The following is a 17,918-nucleotide window of genomic DNA, read 5'->3' on the forward strand; positions in this document are numbered from 1 at the left end:
GTACGTCCGCACCTCGTAGGTGCGAACAGGCGTCGCAGTCGGCTCGGAATCTGCCGTCGGTTCCGGAACTGCAGTCGGCTGTGGAAGTGCAGGGGACATTTCGTCGATCAGTGACACGCTTCAGCCTAGCTCACGTCCACTACGACGTGTAATAACGCCCTGATAAACAGCCGAAACGCGACATAAACGTCGTCACAGTAAAATTTCCATTACATATGGCAAGAACCATGGCGAAATCACGGGCGTCGACGCAAACTACGCCTAAGGTTCTCGTTTATGACCCAAGCCGACGATGCGACGACGCCGACCACCTCCGGCGATTCCACATCCATGATTTCGATGACCTCGGTGAACAAACACTTCGGGGAACTTCACGTCCTGCAAGAGGTCAATCTCGAGGTACCCAAGGGCCAAGTGGTGATCGTCCTTGGTCCGTCGGGCTCCGGTAAGTCGACTCTGTGCCGCACCATCAATCGCCTCGAACCCATCGACTCGGGCACGATCGCCGTCGACGGCAAGACGCTCCCCGAAGAGGGCAAAGCACTTGCTGCACTTCGCGCCGACGTCGGGATGGTCTTTCAGTCGTTCAACCTGTTCGCGCACAAGACGATCCTCGAGAACGTCATGCTCGCACCGATGAAGGTCCGCAAGGCCAAGAAGGAAGACGCCAAGAAGACCGCGCAGGCATTGCTCGAACGCGTCGGTATCGCCAATCAGGCCGACAAGTACCCGGCGCAGCTTTCGGGCGGTCAGCAACAGCGTGTCGCGATCGCTCGCGCCCTTGCGATGCAGCCGAAGGTGATGCTGTTCGACGAGCCCACCTCCGCACTCGACCCCGAGATGGTCAACGAGGTCCTCGACGTCATGACCTCCCTCGCGAAGGAAGGCATGACCATGCTCGTGGTCACGCACGAGATGGGCTTCGCGCGCAAGGCCGGCGATCGCGTGCTGTTCATGGCTGACGGCCAGGTTGTCGAAGACACCACGCCCGAAGAGTTCTTCACCCATCCCAAGTCGGATCGGGCCAAGGACTTCCTCGGCAAGATCCTCACGCACTGATTACAGTCTCCCCTCCGACAGTTCTGTCCTCGTCCACAAGACAACTTGCTCGACTGCACCGTTCACCTCGGCTGCACCGTTCATCTCGACTGCACTGTTCGTGTGTCGACAACTGAGAGGATCTTCATGAAGATCAATCGTTCCGTCCGTTTCGGAATCGGAATCATGGCCATCGCGTTCGCTGCCACGGCCTGTGGCGGCGGCGAGGAGAACAAGTCGATCACCGAGAGCGCTTCCGACGGCACTCTCACCGTCGGCATCAAGTTCGATCAGCCCGGCCTCGGTCAGCGCAACCCAGACGGCACCTTCTCCGGCTTCGACGTCGAGGTAGCCCGTTACATCGCAAACGAACTCGGCGTGAAGCCCGAAGGCATCACCTTCAAGGAATCGCCGTCAGCCCAGCGCGAGACCCTGATCCAGAACGGCGAGGTCGACTACATCGTCGCGACCTACTCGATCACCGACACGCGCAAGGAGAAGGTCAGCTTCGGCGGCCCGTACTTCATCGCGGGCCAGTCGCTGCTCGTTCGCTCCGACAACACCGACATCACCGGCCCCGATTCGCTCACCGGCGGCAAGAAGCTCTGCTCGGTGTCGGGTTCGACTCCGGCGCAGAACATCCAGGACAACTACGCCAAGGACGTCCAGCTCCAGCCGCTCGACACCTACTCCGCTTGTGTCGAAGCTCTGCGTAACGGCGCTGTCGACGCTGTCACCACCGACGACATCATCCTCGCCGGCTACGCTGCCCAGTACCCAGGAGAGCTGAAGGTCGTCGGCGAACCGTTCACGACCGAAAAGTACGGCGTCGGCCTGGCCAAGGACGATTCCGAGGGTCGCGGCAAGATCAACGATGCCATCGAGAAGATGATCTCCACCGGCGCGTGGGAAGAAGCCTTCAACAACACCGTTGGTGCTTCGGGCTACCCCATCCCGGCCCCGCCCACCGTTGATCGTTACTGACCTGCTTTTTTCACCGTCAATCTCGCTGCGGCTCCCCACTTCGGGAGCCGCAGCGCGTGACGCCACCAACGGAGATCCCGTGATCTGGGGAGACGGCAAGTGAACCTTCTGAGCAAGTACGGCGACCAGATTCTGGAAGCCTTCTGGACCACGATCCAGCTGACGTTCTTCTCCGCGATCGGCGCCGTCATCATCGGTGTCCTGATCGCGGCCATGCGCGTGTCACCGGTTCCGGTCGCCCGATTCCTGGGTACCGCGTACGTGACCGTGTTCCGCAACACCCCCCTGACACTGATTCTGCTGTTCTGTCTGTTCGGTCTGTCGCAGACGCTCGGAGTCAATCTCGCAAAGTCGGACTCACCGACTTTCTTGACAGACAACAACTTCCGACTCGCAGTGCTCGGACTCAGTGTCTATACCGCCGCGTTCGTGTGTGAGTCACTTCGATCGGGAATCAACACCGTTCCGGTCGGCCAGGCCGAAGCGGGCCGATCACTCGGTCTGTCGTTTGCACAAAATCTTCGGCTGATCGTCCTGCCTCAGGCATTTCGCGCGGTCACAGCACCGCTGGGTAGCGTGCTGATCGCACTGACCAAGAACTCGACCATCGCCGCTGTGATCGGCGTATCCGAAGCGTCAGCGCTGATGAAGAAGATGATCGAAAACGAAGCCGCGATCTTCGTCGTCGGTGGAATCTTCGCTGTCGGTTTCGTGATCCTGACACTTCCCATGGGCTTGATCTTCGGCAAGCTGAGCAAGCGATTCGAGGTTTCACGATGAGCAACCGCGCAACAGTCCTCTACGACGCGCCGGGCCCCAGAGCGCGAAATCTTTACCGATTCGCGTCCCTTGTCGTCGCTGCACTCATGGTCGCGATCGGGTACGTCATCTACCGCGCACTCGACGAAAAGGGCCAGCTGACAGCAGCGAAGTGGGATCCGTTCCTCGAATCCACCTCGTGGACAACGTATCTGATACCCGGTATCCGCGGGACACTGATCGCGGCTGCGATGTCCATCGTCTTCGCGCTCATCCTCGGTTCTGCCCTGGGTATCGGCCGACTCTCCGAGCACAACATCATCCGGAAAATTTGCGGCGTCATCGTCGAACTGTTCCGAGCAGTACCGGTTCTGATTCTGATGATCTTCTCGTATCAGGTGTTCGCCGAATACGAAGTCTTCAAGTCGAAGTACCTTGCACTGGCGGCAGTCGTCGTGGGTCTTACCCTGTACAACGGGTCAGTGATCGCCGAGATCGTCCGTGCCGGGATCAACTCACTCCCGCGTGGGCAAAGTGAGGCCGCCAAGGCGCTGGGGATGCGCAAGACGCAGATCATGGTGACGATCCTGCTCCCCCAGGCGGTTACCGCCATGCTGCCGGCACTGATTTCACAGATGGTCGTGGCGCTGAAGGACTCCGCCCTCGGTTACCTGATCGGGTATGTCGAGCTGGTACGTCAGGCCCAACAGCTCGGCACTTTCTACGGAAACTTCCTGCCGGCGCTCATCGTGGTTGCCGCAATCATGATCGCTCTCAACTCCGCGCTTACCTTCCTGGCAACCAAGGTGGAGAAGCGCCTGCGTTCCGGCAAGCGAAAGGGCAAGGGCCCCATCGCGGCTCCGTCTGCCGACCCAGCGGTTTCGGTACCGGGTATGGACCTGACCAAGCCGTGAGCTGATCGACCTGCTGTTCCACTGACGCGAGGAGCGGGGTGTGTCACCGAATTCGGTGACACACCCCGCTCCTGGTATTCGATGCCTACGACATGTGTTGCCTACGACTCTGCGGCAGCCATCTCTGCTTTGACCACCTCGTACGACATCCCCGCTGAATATCCTTTGCGCGCGAGCATCGAGACCAGTCGACGCGTGACCTTGTCACGATCGTCGATCGGCTTGTTCTTCAGCTTGCGCCGAACCAAATCTGCTGCGCGCTCGCGCTCGTCTTCGGGATCGATCTGCGACAGAGCTTCGGAGGCGACGTCCTGGTCGATTCCTTTGAGCCGCAACTCGACTGCAAGCGCACGCTTTCCCTTGCCCGAGTACGTGTGCCGCGAATGAACCCATTGGTTCGCGAAGTCTGCGTCGTCGATCAACCCGATTTCTTGGAGTCGATCGAGGACCTTGGTAATGATCTCGGGCTCGAAGCCGCGCCCGCTCAGCTTGGTTTCCAGTTCCGAGCGGCTGCGTGCCCGGTCGGTCAGGAGGCGCAGGCAAGCGTCTTTGGCCTGCGCCTCCGTACCACCTTCCGCACGTTGCGACGGTTTCTCGGAGCGTTGACGGGATCGACGCCGAGGAGCGCCGTACTCTTCACGAGCATTCTCGCCGTGGTCACCGTCGTCGAAGCTCATGACTGAACTCAGAAGTCGGCGGGAGCTTCGTCGGTTGCAGTGACGTCAGCACCGATACCGAGCTTTTCCTTGATCTTCTTCTCGATCTCGTCGCGGATATCGGTGTTCTCCAGCAAGAACTTACGAGCATTTTCCTTGCCCTGACCCAACTGGTCACCTTCGTAGGTGTACCAGGAGCCGGACTTGCGGATGAACCCGTGCTCGACACCCATGTCGATGAGCGAGCCTTCCTTACTGATGCCCTGGCCGTAGAGAATATCGAACTCGGCCTGCTTGAACGGCGGAGCGACCTTGTTCTTGACGACCTTGACGCGAGTGCGGTTACCGACTGCGTCGGTACCGTCCTTGAGGGTCTCGATGCGACGGATGTCGAGGCGGACCGAAGCGTAGAACTTCAGTGCCTTACCACCGGTGGTGGTTTCGGGAGAACCGAACATCACGCCGATCTTCTCGCGAAGCTGGTTGATGAAGATGACGGTGGTGCCCGAGTTGTTCATGGCACCGGTGATCTTGCGCAGCGCCTGGCTCATCAGTCGAGCCTGCAGGCCGACGTGGCTGTCACCCATTTCGCCTTCGATCTCGGCGCGAGGAACAAGAGCGGCCACGGAGTCGATCACGACGATGTCGAGGGCGCCCGAACGGATCAGCATGTCTGTGATCTCGAGAGCCTGCTCACCCGTATCGGGCTGCGAGACCAGAAGCGCGTCGGTATCGACACCCAGCTTGGCTGCGTAGTCGGGATCGAGTGCGTGCTCCGCGTCGATGAACGCCGCGATGCCGCCGTTGGCCTGAGCATTGGCAACTGCGTGCAGTGCCACGGTGGTCTTACCCGAGGACTCCGGGCCGTAGATCTCGATGACGCGGCCACGCGGCAGTCCGCCGATACCCAGCGCGACGTCAAGCGCGATGGAACCGGTGGGAATGACGGCGATGGGCTGGCGGACACCCTCACCCAGGCGCATCACCGAACCCTTGCCGAAGTTCTTGTCGATCTGCGCCAACGCGAGGTCGAGTGCCTTGTCCCGATCAGGTGCCTGTGGTGCCATCGTGATCCCCATCCTTGTTTCAGTCTTCAGTGCCTGCCTGAGCAGACTCCGTCTCTTCAGCGCCTGCCTGAGCCGACCCTGTTGGTGTGTTGCGATCAGAGTAGATCCGGCCACCGACAGACTTTTCGATCTTGCTTTCGCGCTTGCCGATCACCGCGTTCGTGAAACACCGCATTCGTGAAACACCGCATTTGTAGAACACCGCATTTGTAGAACACCGAAAGTTCGCAGTTACGAAAAGAGCGTCACCACCGAACAGGTTCAGCATAGACGAACACGTGTTCGAACAGAAGACGAGAGACGTTCGACACGCCGAAGAATCAGCGGCGGGCGGGGGGTACGTCGAACTCCACGCAGAGTGCGCGCCACACTTCGCGAGGCTCCCAGCCTGCTTCGACAGCCTCCGCGGCAGTCATTCCGTCGAGACTCTGGAGTACATGGTCGATCAGCATCGAGTCGCCTCGTACCTGCCCGAACTCTTCGCGCACCATTTCATGAAATTCGGTCAACCGCACAGCCGCCACCGTAGTCCACAGAGCGGTGCACCTGCATTCAGGCGCACCATGCTCACGCCGTCACACCACCGTTGACCACCTGTCGGCACACCGCCACCGGATCGGTGACCTGCGACGCAGTCGCGGCAGCAGACTTCGCAGCTTCCGCGAATCGTCTGTCGGAGAGCACCTGCAGTACGGCATCGCGAATCGACTGGGCATCTGCGGGCCGCACGATCACCGACGTCCCTGCCCGGGCAGCGCGATTGGCCAACTCCCACTGGTCCCCGCCCCCGGGAACGACGACCGTCGGCACGCCGGCCAGCAAGGCTTTCGCCAACATGCCGTGCCCGCCGCCGCACACCAATACCGACGCGTCGCGCAGCATCGCGTCCTGGCGTCCGAGACCTGCACGAACCCAATCGGGATGCTCGCCTTCTGCTCCGTCGAGCATCGACGCGATCAGCCTGACACCGGCGCCGCCGAGTCCTTCGACCGTGCCCTCGAACATTCCCACTGCCCCGGTGTGCGCCGTGGACGGCGCCACCATGACCAGCGGCTCGTCACCTGGCGGTGGATCCAGAATGACCTCGGTCGGCTCCCAGAGAAGCGGGCCGACGACGTGTGCGTGCTCCGGCCAGTCGGGGCGAGGCACTTCCAGTGCCGGAAGTGTTGCGATCAGCCGGGCTTGCGGACCGGGATCGAGAGCGGGCAACCCGACACCGACGCGAGCCTGGGAGCGCTGGGCCAACCCTTGCTTGATCGAACGTCCGGTCGCTGCGCGCATCAGGGTATCGCGGAGTCGACCACGAATTCCGACGCCTGGCGCGAGCCCGCTGCCGATCGGCGGCAGACCGCGCGAGGGTGAGTACAGCGGGTGAGGCGAGAGTTCCACCCACGGGATGCCGAGTCGTTCGGCGGCCAATCCGCCTCCGGCAGTGAGGATGTCGGAGACGACGAGATCCGGGGAGACGGATTTCAGGTCGGGAAGCAGTTCGGTGGAAATATAGGCGGCGCGCGAATGAATCCGAGCGCCTGCATCAAGATCGTCGTCTCCCGGCCGCGGAGCCAAGCCCTTGAGCGGCTCGGCTTCCACGCCGGCAGCTCGCGCTGCCTCGACCCACCGGGTCCCTGTGTACAGGATCGGTTCGTCGCCGGCCTGGATCAACGCCAGCGACAACGCTATTGCGGGAAAAGCATGACCCGGGTCCGGCCCGGCAACAACGGCTACACGCACCGGATCAGAGTGTCACACCGAGTGAAAGGCCTGTTCCGCCGCACCCAGTGCGCGTTCGCGATCCGAAGCCACCAATCCGATCCTCGTCCTGCGATCAAGGACGTCGTCGACATCGAGGGCGCCTTCATGCGATACCGCGAAATCGAACTCTGCACCGCAGATCTCCAAGTCCGCAACCGACCGGAGTCGATCGCTGCTCGCCGCGGCCACGACCTCAGCCTCGGTGCCGTATCGCGCCACCAATGACGCGGGTGCCTTGATCTTTTTCAATTCAGCCGGTGATGCAGCGCCTACCAGCGGCAACGCGCGTGTCCGACACGCTCCGGCGCTCAGCGACCCGACCTCGACCGCGGCGTCGACGGCGTCTTCGGCCATCTTGCGGTACGTCGTGAGTTTTCCGCCCACTACCGTGACCAAGCCCGAGTCCGAACGGACTACAGCGTGATTGCGAGAGAGGTCGGCCGTCGAGCTTTCACCGGTGTCCAACAGCGGACGCAGACCCGCAAAGGTCCCCAGGACGTCCTCACGGGTCAGAGGAACTTCCAACGCCGTGTTCACGGTGTCGAGAAGGAAGTCGATCTCGTCCTCGGACGCCGTCGGCACGTCTGGCACCGGTCCCGGCGCTGCTTCGTCGGTCAACCCGAGGTAGATCCGGCCGAGCTGCGCGGGCAGGGCGAAGACGAAGCGGTTGGTCTCGCCGGGAATCGGCACGGTCAGTGCTGCCGTGGGGTTCCCCAATCGCGCGGCATCGAGCACCAGGTGCGTCCCGCGGCTGGGGCGCAGGGTGATGCTGGAGTCGACCTGATCAGCCCAGACACCGGTCGCATTGACCACGACGCGGGCACGCATCAAGAACTCGGACCCGGTCAACTCGTCGCGCAAGGTGGCCGACGTTCCGGATACGTCGTATGCACCGACGCGGGTCAGGATTCGCGCGCCGTATGACGCTGCGGTTCGGGCGATGCCGACGACGAGGCGGGCGTCGTCGATGAGCTGCCCGTCGAACGCGGTCAAGGCGCCACGTAAGTTCTCCCGCTTGACCGCGGGAGCTAATTCGCGCGCTCGAGCAGCGCTGACCGTCCGTGATCGGGGTAGAACCGACGCTGGGGTTCGCGCCGACATGCGCAGAGCGTCACCAGCCAGGAAACCGGTACGCACCAGGGCCTTCCCGAAAAACGATGTTTCGGGCAACAGCGGTACGAGTTGAGGCATGGCGCGAACGAGATGCGGCGCGGTGCGCGTCATGAGAATGCCGCGCTCGACCGCACTTTCACGCGCTATACCGACATTGCCGGAGGCGAGGTACCGAAGGCCGCCGTGTGCCAGTTTCGAACTCCAGCGGCTGGTGCCGAATGCGAGGTCGTGCTTTTCGACCAGCGCAACACTGAGCCCTCGAGTCACGGCGTCGAGAGCGACACCGACACCGGTGATTCCGCCGCCGATAACCAGGACGTCAACCGAATCGCCGTTCGCGAACTGCTCGAGTTCACGAGTACGCCGCTGTGCGTTGAGAGCTGAATCGCCGCCTGCCGAATCCCGAAGGTCCACAGCTATTCTCCCGAATTCTTTGCAGGTGCCAGATACGCAGCGACCGCATGTCGAAGTTGCTCGACCGACGCGTCGGCCGAAAGTTCCGGCTCGAGAGTCGGTGCGGAGATGACGACGGACTGAGCCATCAGTAGAACCATCGCCGCAATCTCGTTGACGCTTCCCTCGCGAATCGAACCGTCTTGTTGACCGGCAGCCACGACGGAAGTGATCAGTTCGAGAATCGACTTCTGGCTCGCGCCGAGTCGGTCCACGATGTAGGTGGTGAGCAACTCTTGATCGGCGTGGCGAATCTTCACGAAGAGCGGATGATCGCGAATCTGGCCGACGACGTCACCGATAGCTTCCACGAGCAATGTGCCCGCAGACCCGGTGAACGCCACCTCTGGCAGCACTGATCGAATCTCCCGGGTGAGCAGATCCGCGACGACGGCTCGTGTGTCCGGCCATCGCCGGTAGACCGTCGGTCGGCTCACGCCGGCTCGACGGGAGATCTCCGCAAGTGTGGTTCGTTGCATTCCGAAATCGAGGACACACGACCTTGCTGCGTCGAGAATCACGTCGTCGATCTCGCGGCTGGGGATGCGCTGACCATCTGCCTTGCGAGGGGCAAGTGAGTCATCTGCGTTACGGATTACCATCGTGTGTAACACAATACCGGACAAGTCACCGGTAATCCCGTCGGGACTTGCGAGTTCTCTCGCTCAGCGATCATCAGAAATAGTACAACTCGAAACCAACTGCGCGCTCTGCGTCGAAACCGGGCTTCGGTCCGCTGACCATGTCGATCTGTGCGCGCGCCTGTTCCCGGATCGGCGTGGAACTCAACGCCGCCAGATATCGCGCATGTTCTGCGAGCGAATCCACGGCGCGATCGACCGTCGACGTCACGTCGACGCAGTGTGTGGGAGTCATCGTGTTGACCGCAACCCACCGCACACCGGACCACGGCGCCAGTCCCTGAGCCGTCAATGACGGAAAGATCCATTCGTTCGCCGCATCAGCGGTCGCGTCCAGGACGCCGATCCCGAGTGCTCGGTGATCCGCGCTGTTGAGGTAGCCAGGTCCCCAGGTGTGGGAGAAGTTCATCGTCACCACCAATTCCGGGCGGTGGCGACGAATTGCCGCGGCGAGAGTCGAGCGCAACTCCAAGCCTTCCACGAGACGACCGTCGGGTAGATCGAGGAACTCCACCTCACTGACACCGACGATCGCGGCCGAGCGACGCTCTTCTTCCTCGCGGACCGGGCCGGACTCCTCGGGCGACAGACCGGCGATTCCGGCCTCACCGCGCGTGGCCAGGACGTATCGCACGTCTTTACCGCGATCGGTCCACTGCGCCACTGCTGCGGCTGCGCCGTATTCGATGTCGTCGGGATGCGCCACGATGACAATCGCGCGCTGCCAGTCCTCGGGGAAGTTTTCCATAGGGCAGATCTTGCCCGTCAGAACCGCGAAGCGTGGGAATTGTCGTCACTTCCCGACATCGCCTTCACCAGGAAGTAGATTCCGAAACCGACAGCGCCGACCACCAGGACCCAGAAAAGCCCCTTGATCAGCGCACCGACCACCGCAAGTGCGACCCACACCAGTACGACGGCCAAAACGATCTTCCAAAACATGCTTACCTCCAACGTGCCGTTGAATAATCAGTCGAATCGGACAGGTGCTGCGTCGTCCGTAGAACCAGCCTGACAGGTCTGGCGTGACAAAGCAGCAGCTCAGCGGCAAGTTCAGGTAAAGATCAGGGTTCACCCCGAGACCGGCCCTCACGCAGGTCAGGTGTCCAACCCATCGGAGCTTGCTCCTGGCGTAAACTCGCGAAGTTCCATCCCGTACGCCGAAGGAGCACGTCCGCAGTGTCTACGACCCGTTTCCCCGCTCGCGATCTCGCGCATGTAGCCGTCTTCGCCGCACTCATCATCGCGCTGGGCCTTCCCGGGTCGATCAACATCGGTATCTCCGGTGTACCCATCACGCTTCAGTCCATGGGCGTCATGATGGCCGGCGCTCTGCTCGGACCGCGCAAGGGTGTTCTCGCAGTCTTGACGGTCATCGCCCTGGGATTGGTCGGATTGCCCGTCCTTGCCGGCGGTCGCACCGCACTCGTGTCTCTCTCGAGCCCGACGGCCGGATTCCTCATCGGTTGGATCCCGACGGCGTTCGTCATCGGATGGCTGACTGCCAAGATGCTGCCCAAGTACCGGATCATCGCAGGCATCGGCATCAACCTTCTCGGCGGCGTCGTCGTTCTCTACGCGTTCGGCATCGTCGGAATGATGGTCCGCGGACACATGAGCTTCGTCGCCGCCTGGTCTGCCAACGCCGCCTTCATCCCGCTCGACGCCGCCAAAGCGGTCGTCACTGCGTTGGTCGCGTCCCAGGTTCATCGGGCATACCCGGCACTACTGCGCGACTCGGTGATCTCGTCGAACAAGACCGTGGTGGCGAACTAATCTCCGATGAGTGAGATCGTCTTCGAGAACGTCGGACACCGCTTCGGTGAGCGAACGGTCCTGCAGCAGATAAATCTGCGTCTGAGCGAGCAGCGAATCGGGATCGTGGGTGCAAACGGAAGCGGCAAGTCGACCCTCGCTCGCATGATCAACGGACTGGTCGTTCCGACGGAAGGACACGTCCACGTCAACGGCTTGGACACGGCGAAGAAGGGCCGCGACGTACGCAAGCAGGTCGGATTCGTCTTCACCGATCCCAACCACCAGATCGTGATGCCGACGGTTGCCGAGGACATCGAATTCTCGCTCCGCCGTAGCGGATCGGGCAAAACCGAGCGCGCCGCAAAGGTGGCCTCGGTGCTCGAACGCTACGGCCTCGCCGGGCACGCCGACCATCCCACCCACCAGCTTTCGGGCGGGCAGAAACAGCTTCTCGCGCTCGCGGCCGTCATGGTGACGGAACCGACCGTACTGGTCGCCGACGAACCCACCACGCTCCTCGACCTTCGCAACTCTCGGCTGATCAGCTCGGTATTCGAGTCTCTCGATCAGCAACTGATCGTCGTGACCCACCAACTCGATCTCCTCGAATCCTTCGAACGGGTGTTGGTTGTCGACCAAGGCCGCATCGTCGCGGACGGCTCCCCCGCCGACTCCATCGATCACTACCGGTCGTTGGTCTCGTGACCACCCTCGGCGTCTACCGCCCGGGCACGTCACTGCTGCACCGGATGCCGACGGGGATCAAGCTCGTCGCCTTGATCGCGGCGATCCTCGCAGTCTCGATCTTCGTGCGTGAGCCCTGGCAGCTGGCAGCTCCTGCGATCGTCGTTGTTGCGCTGTACGTGATTGCGCGCATTCCTCCGATGACGGCACTCCGGCAACTGCGTCCGGCACTGTGGATGTTGCTCTTCATCGGGGCATTCCAGCTGGTGGTCGCGGGATGGCAGCGAGCGGCCGTCGTTTGCGGCGTTCTGATCATTTCGATCGCCTTCGCGGCGATCATGGGTCTGACCACACGGATCTCCGAGATGCTCGACGCGATCACCAGATTCCTGACGCCCTTGCGACGCTTCGGCGTCAATCCCGAACGGATCGCCCTGCTCCTCGCAATGACGATCCGGTGCATCCCGCTCATGTTCGAAGTCATCACGCAGGTGTCCGAGGCACGCAAGGCGCGTGGACTCGGCTTCTCGCTACGTTCTTTCGCCGTGCCGGTCATCGTCGGCACGCTGATGACCGCGGATGCGATGGGTGAGGCGTTGGCAGCCCGCGGCGCCGACGACTGAGCGCCGATCAGACCGAGAACTGTCAGTTGTACTTGCGGGTGATGTCGTCCACCTCGCCGATGGCGTCGGCAAGCGCCGAGAGTCGCTCGGCGGCTGCGTGCAACGCCGAGAGTTCTCGATTGAACCCCACCAGTGCCGAAGGGCTGTGGGGCGCGGTCAATGCGGCGGCCGAGGTCACCAGATCCTCGTACTGATCCAACCCCGACTGCAATTCACGTACGGCGCTGTCGATAGTGGGATCGAGAGGTTCGGTCACCTTGGGTGTTGCGGCAACCGCGCGTTCCATCGCGACCACGTCCGCGGACACCGCGAACATCGCTCTCAATGCCGAATCAGCGGTGACGGTGATTTCGTCCAACTCGCCGGGGTCGATGGTGTCGGCACGCCTGAGCACACTCAAGATCTCGAACAGCGAAGTCTCGGCGCCGATCAGGCGAGACATCGGGATGAACGCGCGAGACGACGACGGTGGCAACCGCCGGCGAATCGGCGCGGACGGCGGTGGGCCGGAACTCATCGAACGGTAACGGCCGACCGCGATGACGGCGGGAACCGCGAACAGTGCCGCTCCCCCGCCTGCCACGACCACCGACCACTCTGGAGCGGACGCTACTGCGAGGCCGGCAGTGCCGACCACGGATCCGCCTGACATGAAACCCCAACGCTGCGCTCGTCGACGCGCTCGGGCACGCTTGCGCTCGAATTTGGCGCGCGGGTCCTGCCACCGCCGTGCTGCATCCGCCGCAGACAGACCGACCTCGCGCAATGTGTCCGCGGTGCGTCCCAATGCTCCGAAAGCGCCGGATACGGAAACGGGAACGGCCGACCGGGGCTCACGCCCAGATCGACCGTCTCGTGAAGAAAACATCAGAGCATCACTGCCGACATCGAGGATTCGGCTACTGCCCGGTCTGACCGGCAGCCGGGGGCTGCTTCTCGACGGACGGAGTCGCGGGAGTGGCCGCTGCGCCGCCGGACGGCAGTGCCTCGCCCTTCATGGATGCACGAATCTGTTCGAGGCGACTGTGCCCTGCCATCTGGACCGAGGCCTGCTGGACCTCCATCATGCGGCCTTGAACGGAGTTCTGGGCGAGCTCGGCAGAGCCGAGTGCGTCGGCATAGCGACGTTCGATCTTGTCGCGCACAGCATCGAGGCTGGGTGTGTTGCCCGGAGCCGACAGCGTGCTGTCCATGGAACGAAGCGACTCGCTCACGCGCTCCTGCATCTTGGCCTGCTCGAGCTGGCTGAGCAGCTTGGTGCGCTCGGCAACCTTTGCCTGCAGAGTCATCGCGTTCTGCTCGACGGCCTTCTTGGCCTGAGCGGCCGCCTGCAAGGACTGGTCGTGCAGTGCCTTCAGGTCCTCGACGCCCTGCTCGGCCGTCACCAGCTGAGCCGCGAAAGCCTCAGCGGCGTTGGTGTACTGGATCGCCTTGTCGTTGTCGCCGGCAGCAGCGGCCTGATCGGCGAGGTTGACGGCCTGGCGCGCGTTGGCGTTGAGCTTCTCGACCTCGTCGAGCTGACGGCTGAGCTTCATCTCGAGTTGACGCTGATTACCGATCACCGACGCAGCCTGCTGGGACAACGCCTGATGCTGGCGTTGCGCGTCCTCGATCGCCTGCTGAATCTGAACCTTTGGATCTGCCTTCTCATCGATCTTCGAATTGAAGAGCGCCATCAGGTACTTCCAGCCCTTGACGAAAGGATTAGCCATTGGTTTGATCCTGCCTCCATCTGATGCGCCGCGCCGAACGCGACCCGGAGCGCGACCGTCGCGCACCGAAACAAGGGCTGCGCCCTATCTGCTCTGACCCCACCTGCTGGAAACCGGCGGTTACGTACAAAATCTATCGGTTACGGCCGGTAGTGGCTACGCCGCCGCCAACCTTCGAGCGTTCGGTGCCGGAATCACGACGCGGGTATCGCGTGCGATAGTCGGCGAACCGGATGCCGACACGGCAGGTTCGGTGACCTGTCGACTCGCTACCGGAGCGCTCTTCTTCGTGGCCAGGGTCTCGCTCACGTCGACCAGCACGTCGGACAGTGGGACTGCGAGCGCATCACAGATCGCTGCCAACAGTTCGCTCGATGCTTCCTTACGTCCACGTTCCACTTCGGACAGATAGCCCAAGCTCACACGCGCGCTGTTCGACACCTCACGTAGCGTGCGGCTCTGCGAAACGCGCGTACGCCGGAGACTGTCACCGATTGCCTCACGCAATAGCAGCGCCATCTCGCTCCTCCTTCATCCGTGACCTCATCGTGCATGGTCGTACGTCTTCACAATCGTCAACGTCCGAACACATCCGATTGGTTCCCGAGCCTATCGTGCCGCGCGCTCTGCGACACGATCACGTAACCGCGACACGGCAGTCGCGACTGCGGTTGTTCGAATCTCCCACCGTTCGCCGCCGAGCGCGAGCGGTACGCATTCGGTTCCGTCCGGGCCGGCGATACCGAGAAACACCGTTCCGACCGGGTGTCCGTCCTGCTCACTCGGACCGGCGACCCCCGTCAGACCGACACCCCAGTCGGCGCCGCACCTCGAGCGGGCACCGAGTGCCAAAGCCACCGCGGTGCTCTCGGACACGGGACCGTCTGTTGCCAGGCGATCGGGGTCCACGCCAGCCAGCGTCGCCTTCAGGTCGGTCGCGTACACGACCAGCCCTCCGCGCAGCACAGCGCTCGATCCCGGCACCGACGCAACCGCTGCAGTGAACAATCCGGCCGTCAGAGATTCGGCGGCGGCGACAGTCTGCCCCGCGGCACCGAGGACCTCGACCAGTTCGGCCACTCCGAGTCCGAGCAGCGGATCGGTCATGACTCGACTGCGCGAACTCCGGCGCGAAGCCTGATCGCCTGCACGATGTATTCGATTCCGGTCGCCACCGTCAGCACGACGGCAGCAGCCATCAGCAACCCGCTGACGATGTCCCAACTGCTCGGCAGTGGGCACAGGAAGAAGCCGATCGCGACGGCCTGCACGAGGGTCTTGAGCTTGCCGCCCTTGCCCGCCGGGATGACCGCGTGCCGCAGAACCGCGAACCGCAGCAGCGTGATTCCGAGTTCTCGGGCGATGATCACTCCGGTCACCCACCATGACAAATCACCCAGAACCGAGAGCCCGATGAGCGCGGCTCCGATCAGCGCCTTGTCCGCGATCGGGTCCATGAGTTTCCCGAAATCCGTGACCAGACCGTATTTCCGAGCCAATTGGCCGTCGATCCGATCCGTGATCGCGGCCACGATGAACACGCCCATCGCCCCGAGACGCCACCACGTCGAGTGTCCGCCGTCGACGAAGAGAACAACGAGAAACACGGGAACGAGAACCATTCGAACCATCGTGAGAATGTTCGCGATGTTCAGCAATGGAACCGGGTTGTCCGCGACAGGTGTGCCGTCGGACGGGCCGACGGCAGCGCGATGGGCGTCGGTCTGATCGCGCGGGGTACTCATCGGATCACCGCACGAGCGGTGAGCCGAACCCGGGATACAGCCGAGCGGCGCGGGAATTGCGTGGGGCGGACAGGCACGCGACTTAGAATATCGGTAGGGGCATTGACTAATGTGCACCACATGACTTCGACCGCGCCGACCTATACCGAGAGCCAGTTGATCGTGCGTCGCGCGCGAACGTCGGACATCCCCGAAATCAAGCGCCTCATCGACATCTACGCCGGCAAGATCCTGCTCGAGAAGAATCTCGTGACGCTGTACGAGGCCGTCCAGGAGTTCTGGGTCGCCGAGCGCGGTAATCAGGTAATCGCCTGCGGCGCTTTGCATGTGTTGTGGGCAGACCTGGGTGAGATCCGCACCGTCGCAGTCGATCCGACAGCCAAGGGGCAAGGTGCAGGTTTCCATGTCGTCGACAAACTCATCGAGGTCGCCAAGGAATTGGAGTTGGAACGGTTGTTCGTTCTGACGTTCGAGACCGAGTTCTTCCACCGTCACGGATTCGCGGAGATCGACGGCACTCCCGTCACCGCCGAGGTCTACGCCGAGATGTGTCGTTCGTACGACGCCGGTGTCGCCGAGTTCCTCGACCTGAGCTATGTGAAACCCAACACACTCGGCAACACTCGCATGCTCCTGACTCTCTGAACCGTTCAGACTCTTCTCACACCCTGCTCTTCACACACACCTGTCTCGATCACCAGTCCCCGAAAGCGGTCACGATGTCGTTGTTTCTCGTCGAATACACCTACGCTCCCGAGAAGAACCCTCAGCGCGACGAAGTCCGTGGCGATCACCGCGCGTGGCTCGCGGATCTGGTCTCCCGCTCGATCGTTCTGTCATCCGGCCCGTTTGCAGATGGAAACGGCGCGCTGATCATCGTCGACGCCGCGGACGCCGACACCGTTTCGCTCCTCTTCACCCACGATCCGTTCGCGATCGCCGATTTGATCGAGAACGTCCGCATCACCGAGTGGGTCCCGGTATTGGGTCAGTTCAGCGCCTGAGAGCCTCGGCCCCGGCTTACTCCCCCGCCCGGTCGCGAGTCTTCAACAGGCTCGCGACCGTCGTCACCGCCAGTACTCCGATGATCACTCCGAGTGAGAGTGCCGTGGAGATTTCCGGCACGGAGACGTGTTCACCTCCGTTGACGAACGAGAGAGTGTTCTCGTGCAACGCGTGCAGTACCAATTTCACGCCGATGAACGCCAGGATTATCGAGAGCCCGTACGAGAGATAGACCAGCCGTTCGAGCAATCCGCCGATCAGGAAGTACAGCTGCCGTAGGCCCATCAGCGCGAAGGCGTTGGCGGTGAACACCAGATACGGTTCCTGGGTCAGACCGTAGATCGCCGGAATCGAATCGAGCGCGAAGAGCACGTCGGCAAACCCGATTGCAATGAGCGCCAACAACAACGGCGTCACGACGCGCTTGCCGTCGATCCGGGTGATCAGTTTGTCCCCGTCGTATTCCTCGGTTGTCGGCAGCACCCGTTTCACGAGCGAGATAATGCGACTGTCGCGCTTCTCCTCTGCCTCCTTCTCATGCCCGTGATCGCGGATCAGGGTGTACGCGGTGTAGATCAGGAACGCACCGAAGAGGTAGAACACCCAGCTGTACGCGTTGATGGCGGCGGCACCGACACCGATGAAGATTCCGCGCATCACCAACGCGAGGACGATACCGATCAGCAGGACTTTCTGCTGGAACTCTCGTGGTACCGCGAAGGTCGACATGATGATCACGAAGACGAACAGATTGTCGACCGAGAGCGCCTTTTCCGTGACGTAGCCGGCGAAGTACTCACCGCCGTACGTGGTGCCCCAGATCCACATCACGACGAGACCGAAGACGACGGCGATCGAGATGTAGACCGTCGACCAGAATGCGGACTCCCGGAACGTCGGCGCGTGCGGAGTGCGGACGTGAGCGAAGAAGTCGAAGACGAACAGACCGAGGATCACCACGATCGTGATTCCCCAAGCCAACGGCGTCACATGCACGGGTTCCTCCGGTCGTCT

At 62.3% G+C, this 17,918-nt stretch carries 23 protein-coding genes; 9 read left to right on the forward strand and 14 right to left on the reverse strand.

Features of this window, described 5'->3' with window-relative positions; translation table 11 throughout:
- Positions 1-330 precede the first annotated feature (330 nt).
- From gluA to I7X09_RS00825, 4 genes are all read left to right on the forward strand, one after another.
- Positions 331-1,059 carry a glutamate ABC transporter ATP-binding protein GluA gene (gluA, locus tag I7X09_RS00810; RefSeq protein WP_095970742.1) on the forward strand — a complete coding sequence of 243 codons (729 nt, stop codon included), beginning with the start codon at positions 331-333 and terminating at the stop codon, positions 1,057-1,059.
- A 126-nt stretch (positions 1,060-1,185) separates the two neighbouring features.
- On the forward strand, positions 1,186-2,022 hold the full coding sequence (locus I7X09_RS00815; protein ID WP_020907523.1) for a glutamate ABC transporter substrate-binding protein: 837 nt from the start codon (positions 1,186-1,188) through the stop codon (positions 2,020-2,022).
- Positions 2,023-2,121: 99 nt separating this feature from the next.
- Positions 2,122-2,802, forward strand: coding sequence for an amino acid ABC transporter permease (locus I7X09_RS00820; protein ID WP_019748198.1), 681 nt, complete (start codon positions 2,122-2,124; stop codon positions 2,800-2,802).
- Positions 2,799-3,695 carry an amino acid ABC transporter permease gene (locus I7X09_RS00825; protein WP_007735172.1) on the forward strand — a complete coding sequence of 299 codons (897 nt, stop codon included), beginning with the start codon at positions 2,799-2,801 and terminating at the stop codon, positions 3,693-3,695. Before I7X09_RS00820 ends, I7X09_RS00825 begins: the two co-directional genes overlap by 4 nt.
- A gap of 101 nt (positions 3,696-3,796) precedes the next feature.
- On the opposite strand, the gene recX is transcribed toward I7X09_RS00825, so the two are convergent.
- From recX to I7X09_RS00865, 8 genes are all read right to left on the reverse strand, one after another.
- A complete protein-coding gene (recX, locus tag I7X09_RS00830) occupies positions 3,797-4,372 on the reverse strand; it encodes a recombination regulator RecX (RefSeq protein ID WP_095970569.1) in 576 nt (191 codons plus the stop codon).
- An 8-nt stretch (positions 4,373-4,380) separates the two neighbouring features.
- Complete coding sequence (gene recA, locus I7X09_RS00835; RefSeq protein ID WP_007735170.1) at positions 4,381-5,418, reverse strand: recombinase RecA; 1,038 nt, start codon at positions 5,416-5,418, stop codon at positions 4,381-4,383.
- 320 nt (positions 5,419-5,738) lie between these two features.
- Complete coding sequence (locus I7X09_RS00840; RefSeq protein ID WP_003942185.1) at positions 5,739-5,933, reverse strand: DUF3046 domain-containing protein; 195 nt, start codon at positions 5,931-5,933, stop codon at positions 5,739-5,741.
- A 52-nt stretch (positions 5,934-5,985) separates the two neighbouring features.
- The gene (locus I7X09_RS00845; RefSeq protein WP_200315104.1) at positions 5,986-7,149 is read right to left on the reverse strand and encodes a glycosyltransferase; all 1,164 of its coding nucleotides are present in this window, start codon (positions 7,147-7,149) and stop codon (positions 5,986-5,988) included.
- Between the two features lie 12 nt (positions 7,150-7,161).
- Entirely contained in the window at positions 7,162-8,697 is a 1,536-nt protein-coding gene (locus tag I7X09_RS00850; RefSeq protein ID WP_200315106.1) for a glycerol-3-phosphate dehydrogenase/oxidase, read from the reverse strand.
- 2 nt (positions 8,698-8,699) lie between these two features.
- Positions 8,700-9,338, reverse strand: a complete 639-nt coding sequence (locus I7X09_RS00855; RefSeq protein WP_095970573.1) for a TetR/AcrR family transcriptional regulator — start codon at positions 9,336-9,338, stop codon at positions 8,700-8,702.
- A gap of 73 nt (positions 9,339-9,411) precedes the next feature.
- Positions 9,412-10,125, reverse strand: a complete 714-nt coding sequence (locus I7X09_RS00860; RefSeq protein WP_200315108.1) for a PIG-L deacetylase family protein — start codon at positions 10,123-10,125, stop codon at positions 9,412-9,414.
- Positions 10,126-10,142: 17 nt separating this feature from the next.
- A complete protein-coding gene (locus tag I7X09_RS00865; protein ID WP_166809567.1) occupies positions 10,143-10,319 on the reverse strand; it encodes a hypothetical protein in 177 nt (58 codons plus the stop codon).
- 237 nt (positions 10,320-10,556) lie between these two features.
- Here I7X09_RS00865 and I7X09_RS00870 point away from each other — a divergent pair, with 237 nt between their 5' ends.
- The 3 genes from I7X09_RS00870 to I7X09_RS00880 are packed head-to-tail and all read left to right on the forward strand — an operon-like array spanning position 10,557 to position 12,442.
- Positions 10,557-11,153: a biotin transporter BioY gene (locus I7X09_RS00870; RefSeq protein ID WP_007735162.1), complete on the forward strand. Its 597-nt coding sequence runs from the start codon at positions 10,557-10,559 to the stop codon at positions 11,151-11,153.
- A gap of 6 nt (positions 11,154-11,159) precedes the next feature.
- Entirely contained in the window at positions 11,160-11,840 is a 681-nt protein-coding gene (locus tag I7X09_RS00875) for an energy-coupling factor ABC transporter ATP-binding protein (RefSeq protein WP_200315110.1), read from the forward strand.
- Complete coding sequence (locus I7X09_RS00880) at positions 11,837-12,442, forward strand: energy-coupling factor transporter transmembrane component T family protein (protein WP_200315112.1); 606 nt, start codon at positions 11,837-11,839, stop codon at positions 12,440-12,442. The genes I7X09_RS00875 and I7X09_RS00880 overlap by 4 nt, the downstream gene beginning before the upstream one ends.
- 22 nt (positions 12,443-12,464) lie before the next feature.
- Here the strand turns inward: I7X09_RS00880 and pspM are convergent, their stop codons facing one another.
- The 5 genes from pspM to pgsA all read right to left on the reverse strand — a co-directional run bounded on the left by pspM (position 12,465) and on the right by pgsA (position 15,899).
- A complete protein-coding gene (gene pspM, locus I7X09_RS00885; RefSeq protein ID WP_234036762.1) occupies positions 12,465-13,310 on the reverse strand; it encodes a phage shock envelope stress response protein PspM in 846 nt (281 codons plus the stop codon).
- A 31-nt stretch (positions 13,311-13,341) separates the two neighbouring features.
- Positions 13,342-14,154 carry a phage shock protein PspA gene (pspA, locus tag I7X09_RS00890; RefSeq protein WP_003942098.1) on the reverse strand — a complete coding sequence of 271 codons (813 nt, stop codon included), beginning with the start codon at positions 14,152-14,154 and terminating at the stop codon, positions 13,342-13,344.
- A gap of 156 nt (positions 14,155-14,310) precedes the next feature.
- Complete coding sequence (locus I7X09_RS00895; protein ID WP_200315114.1) at positions 14,311-14,673, reverse strand: helix-turn-helix domain-containing protein; 363 nt, start codon at positions 14,671-14,673, stop codon at positions 14,311-14,313.
- Between the two features lie 90 nt (positions 14,674-14,763).
- Positions 14,764-15,261, reverse strand: coding sequence for a CinA family protein (locus I7X09_RS00900; RefSeq protein ID WP_124569763.1), 498 nt, complete (start codon positions 15,259-15,261; stop codon positions 14,764-14,766).
- Positions 15,258-15,899 carry a CDP-diacylglycerol--glycerol-3-phosphate 3-phosphatidyltransferase gene (pgsA, locus tag I7X09_RS00905; protein WP_200315116.1) on the reverse strand — a complete coding sequence of 214 codons (642 nt, stop codon included), beginning with the start codon at positions 15,897-15,899 and terminating at the stop codon, positions 15,258-15,260. Before pgsA ends, I7X09_RS00900 begins: the two co-directional genes overlap by 4 nt.
- Positions 15,900-16,019: 120 nt before the next feature.
- Between pgsA and I7X09_RS00910 the strand changes: the two genes are divergently transcribed.
- Positions 16,020-16,544, forward strand: a complete 525-nt coding sequence (locus tag I7X09_RS00910) for an amino-acid N-acetyltransferase (protein ID WP_095970579.1) — start codon at positions 16,020-16,022, stop codon at positions 16,542-16,544.
- Positions 16,545-16,618: 74 nt separating this feature from the next.
- Positions 16,619-16,903: a YciI family protein gene (locus tag I7X09_RS00915; RefSeq protein WP_095970580.1), complete on the forward strand. Its 285-nt coding sequence runs from the start codon at positions 16,619-16,621 to the stop codon at positions 16,901-16,903.
- A gap of 16 nt (positions 16,904-16,919) precedes the next feature.
- Here I7X09_RS00915 and I7X09_RS00920 read toward each other — a convergent pair whose 3' ends face one another.
- Entirely contained in the window at positions 16,920-17,900 is a 981-nt protein-coding gene (locus I7X09_RS00920; RefSeq protein ID WP_069146046.1) for a TerC family protein, read from the reverse strand.
- Positions 17,901-17,918: the final 18 nt, after the last annotated feature.

Origin of the sequence: Rhodococcus sp. P-2, assembly GCF_016598535.1 — a bacterium.
GTDB lineage: Bacteria > Actinomycetota > Actinomycetes > Mycobacteriales > Mycobacteriaceae > Rhodococcus_F > Rhodococcus_F baikonurensis.